Origin of the sequence: Streptomyces sp. NPDC087901 (genome assembly GCF_044742205.1) — a bacterium.
GTDB lineage: Bacteria > Actinomycetota > Actinomycetes > Streptomycetales > Streptomycetaceae > Streptomyces.
In genome coordinates this window covers 1-3,647 of sequence record NZ_JBIUUC010000052.1, presented here as the reverse complement: position 1 = coordinate 3,647, position 3,647 = coordinate 1, and the positions used below count along the sequence as shown (strand labels likewise).

The following is a 3,647-nucleotide window of genomic DNA, read 5'->3' as shown; positions in this document are numbered from 1 at the left end:
AGCCCGGCCCACCAGCTCATCAATCAGCTGGTCATCCACAGACTCCGCCGACACCGCCTCAGACGGCTCCACGGGCTCGGCCTCAGTCACGTTGTTACTGGTCATCGATGCATCATCCATGATCGACAGCTACACCGAACGTTTTACCGCCCCACAGGCAGGGGGGCGGTGCACGCCCGATTGCGGCTGGTCCGCAGCGCTCTGTGCAGCCCGCGGGCTCCCGCTACCCGTTGTATGAGCGCTGCAATCGCCCGCTCGCATGTACCTACGGTCAGGTTGACGTGCCATCGCCGGGCGTGCACTTGACATCGAAAAGAGTGAGTGGTTGAGTACTCACATGAAGTCAGGGCGTCGACAACTTTCCACAGCCGAAGAACGCCGGGAGACAGTACTGCGCACGGCCATCGGGGCCTTCGCGGCCCGAGGATACTTCGGAACCACCACTACGGAGGTGGCGAAGGCCGCCGGGATCTCGCAGGCATACGTCTACCGGCTCTTCCCGAACAAGGAAGCCCTATTCGTCGCAGTTGTCGAGCACTGCTTTGTTCGAGTCCGCGCCGCTCTTGAAGGTGGCGCGGCGAAGGCCGAGAGCAGTTCATCCGAGGCGGTGCTGGCCTCGATGGGCGACGCCTACGCCCGCTTGATCAGCGACAACAACCTCATGCTGGTCCAGCTGCACGCACAGGCGGCCGCAGTGTCCGAGCCGGCGATCAGGGAGGCGGTCCGGGCGGGGTATGCCCGCAGCGTCGAGTACGTCCGCAGCGCCTCGGGGGGCGGCGAGCAGCAGGTGCAGCAGTTCTTCGCCGTCGGCATGCTCTGTCATCTGCTGGTCTCCATCGACGCCGAGGCGATTTCCGCACCCTGGACACGCACCTTGTCTGCCGGGATTATGCACTACTGACCCGCCCCACCGGCAGGCGGGCGCGCCTTTTTTGCGACTACAAGTGAGTGTTCAACCACATACATTCGTGCACTTCAAAATTGAGGTTCATCATGGCCAGCAAGCCCTACCTGACCGGTCACTACGCCCCCGTCGCCGACGAGGTCACCGCGACCGAGCTGGTGGTTGAGGGCAGTCTGCCGCCGGAGCTGACCGGCCGGCTGCTGCGTAACAGTCATAACCCGAAGCCCGGGATCACTCCGAGTCACTGGTTCAAGGGCAGCGGCATGGTGCACGGGATCCGGCTGAACCAAGGGCGTGCCGAGTGGTACCGCAACCGGTGGGTGCACACACCCGCGCTGGAGGGCGCCCCGTACATGACGGACCGGGGGCCCGATCTGACGGTAAGTACGGCCGGCACGCACGTCATCGAGCACGCCGGGCGGTTGCTGGCGCTGTCGGAGGCGGCGCTGCCGTTCGAGCTGACGGCCGACTTGGAGACGGTCGGCGCGTACGACTTCGGCGGGAAGCTCACTTCCGCGATGACCGCCCACCCGAAGGAGGACCCGGCCAGCGGGGAGCTGCACTTCTTTGCCTCCTCTCCGTTTCCGCCGTTCCTGATTCACCACGTCGCCTCTGCCGACGGTGAGGTGCTGGAAAGTCAGGAGGTGCCCGGTGCGAGCGCCGCGCTCAAGCACGACTTCGCGATCACCGAGCACTACGTGATCTTCCTGGAGGGCTCGGTCACGTTCGATCCCGCCGAGCACTCCGGGATCCCGTACAGCTGGAGCGACGCGCAAGCCTCACGGATCGGAATCATGCCGCGCGAGGCTGGCGGCGCCCGACAGATCCGCTGGTTCGAGATCGGCCAGGGCTACGGCATGCACTTCGCCAACGCTTACGAGGACGCCTTCGGGCACATCGTCGTCGAAGGCCCCACCGTGGGCCGCGAGGGCTGGCAGCGTTCCTGGAACTGGTGGGTAGGTGCCCCGGACCGCGGCGCCGAGCCGAACTCCGGCTCCCGAAGCCGCCGATGGACCGTCAACCTGGCTGCAGGAACCGTCAAGGAGCAGCAGACCGACGATCTGACGGTGGAGTTTCCCACGATCAACGACGAGTTTACCGGCAGCGAGCACCGCTTCCAGTACGCGCTGTCGTTCCCCGACGACCTCGGCGTCGGCAACCACACCCTGGTGAAGTACGACCGCACCACCGGCGCCCGTCAGTTGCTGCCCTTCGGTACCGGCCAGCTGCCCAGCGAAGCGGTATTCGTCCAGGCGCAGGACACCACCGGTGAGGACGAGGGCTACCTCCTGACCGTCGTGAGCAACCTCAACGCCAACGCCTCCAAGCTCCTCGTCCTGGACGCCTCCGACCTCACCGTGCCCCCCGTCGCCACGATCCACCTCCCCCGGCGCGTTCCCGCCATGATCCACGGCTCGTGGATCCCCGACTCCGCCTTCTGACCTCCCGGCCCATACCACCGCCCACCAGCGTTGACGGAGAATCCGATGAAGAAGAATTTTGCAGGCTGCATCACCGGCAAAGCGCCCAAGAATGCGAAGGCCTCCCCGCTCTCATCGCACACAGTTACTGAAGCGTTGCTGCCCGGAGTCGTGGACCCGGACGGCATTCAGATACGCACACGGCCCGCCCGCCCGGCTGGCCGCGGGCAGGTCGTGCTGGCGATGGAGGCCGCGGGCATCTCCTTCGCCGAGCAGCAGATGCGCCGCGGCAAGTACTACGACCAGCCACCCTTCCCGTTCGTCCCCGGCTATGACCTCATCGGCCGCGCCGTCGATATAGGGAAGGGCGTGCCGGGCGATCAGCTAGGGCGGCGCTTCGCGGTGCTGACCAAGACCGGGGCCTGGGCAAGCCACGTCACCGTCGACGCCGGCGACCTGATAGAAGTACCCGAGGTTGTCGACTCCGCCGATGCGGAGACCTTCGTGGTCAACGGCATCACCGCCTGGCAGATGCTCCACCGCCTCGCGAAGATCCGCCCCGGACAGACCGTCCTCGTGCACGGCGCGAACGGCGGCGTCGGCTCCACCCTCGTCCAACTCGCCCGCATCGCCGGCGCCCAGGTCATCGGCACCGCCTCCACCAAACACCACGAGGCCGTCCGCGCGCTGGGTGCCACCCCCATCGACTACCGGGCACCCGACCTGAACGACCAGTTGCGCGCACACGCACCGCAGGGCTACAACGCGGTGTTTGACCACGTGGGCGGCGAGGGCATCGTTACCTCCTACCGCCTGCTCGCCGCCAAGGGAACACTCGTCTCCTACGGCACCGCCTCCACCCGCGACGTCCAGGGCTCATCCAGGGCCCCCGTCCTCAAGCTGTTCGCCCGCCTGATGCTCTGGAACGCCCTGCCCAACTGCAAGGGCGCCCGCTTCTACAACATCTGGGCCGGCCGACGCAGACTCGACACCTTCCGCACCAAACTGAACGCCGACCTGACCCAGGTCCTCACGCTACTCGCCAACGGCGACCTCACCCCTCAGGTTGCCGCACGCATCCCACTCGCCGAAATCAGCGACGCCGTGCAACTAGCCGAATCCGGCACCGTAGTCGGCAAAGTCGTCCTCGTGCCGTAAGCCGGGCAACGGCCGAGAACGCACAGCCGCCCTTCCCCACCCAGCCGACCATCGACAGGCCGCCCCCTCAGCTTGACGTTTAACCTGTGCGGCCGTAGTGCTGGTCGAGTGTCTCGGCGCCTTTGACGGTCTTCCCCGGCGAGTGGCGGGGTGCTCTCGTACGG

At 66.4% G+C, this 3,647-nt stretch carries 3 protein-coding genes; all 3 read left to right on the top strand.

The window, feature by feature from the left end; genetic code table 11:
- Positions 1-337 precede the first annotated feature (337 nt).
- The 3 genes from ACIOEW_RS41225 to ACIOEW_RS41215 all read left to right on the top strand — a co-directional run bounded on the left by ACIOEW_RS41225 (position 338) and on the right by ACIOEW_RS41215 (position 3,483).
- On the top strand, positions 338-901 hold the full coding sequence (locus tag ACIOEW_RS41225; protein ID WP_401970754.1) for a TetR/AcrR family transcriptional regulator: 564 nt from the start codon (positions 338-340) through the stop codon (positions 899-901).
- A gap of 92 nt (positions 902-993) precedes the next feature.
- Entirely contained in the window at positions 994-2,346 is a 1,353-nt protein-coding gene (locus ACIOEW_RS41220; RefSeq protein WP_401970752.1) for a carotenoid oxygenase family protein, read from the top strand.
- A gap of 45 nt (positions 2,347-2,391) precedes the next feature.
- Complete coding sequence (locus tag ACIOEW_RS41215; RefSeq protein ID WP_401970750.1) at positions 2,392-3,483, top strand: medium chain dehydrogenase/reductase family protein; 1,092 nt, start codon at positions 2,392-2,394, stop codon at positions 3,481-3,483.
- Positions 3,484-3,647: the final 164 nt, after the last annotated feature.

Coding starts and splice junctions, on each gene's coding strand:
- ACIOEW_RS41225 (WP_401970754.1), top strand. CDS start 338: ATGAAGTCAGGGCGTCGACAACTTTCCACAGCCGAAGAACGCCGGGAG.
- ACIOEW_RS41220 (WP_401970752.1), top strand. CDS start 994: ATGGCCAGCAAGCCCTACCTGACCGGTCACTACGCCCCCGTCGCCGAC.
- ACIOEW_RS41215 (WP_401970750.1), top strand. CDS start 2,392: ATGAAGAAGAATTTTGCAGGCTGCATCACCGGCAAAGCGCCCAAGAAT.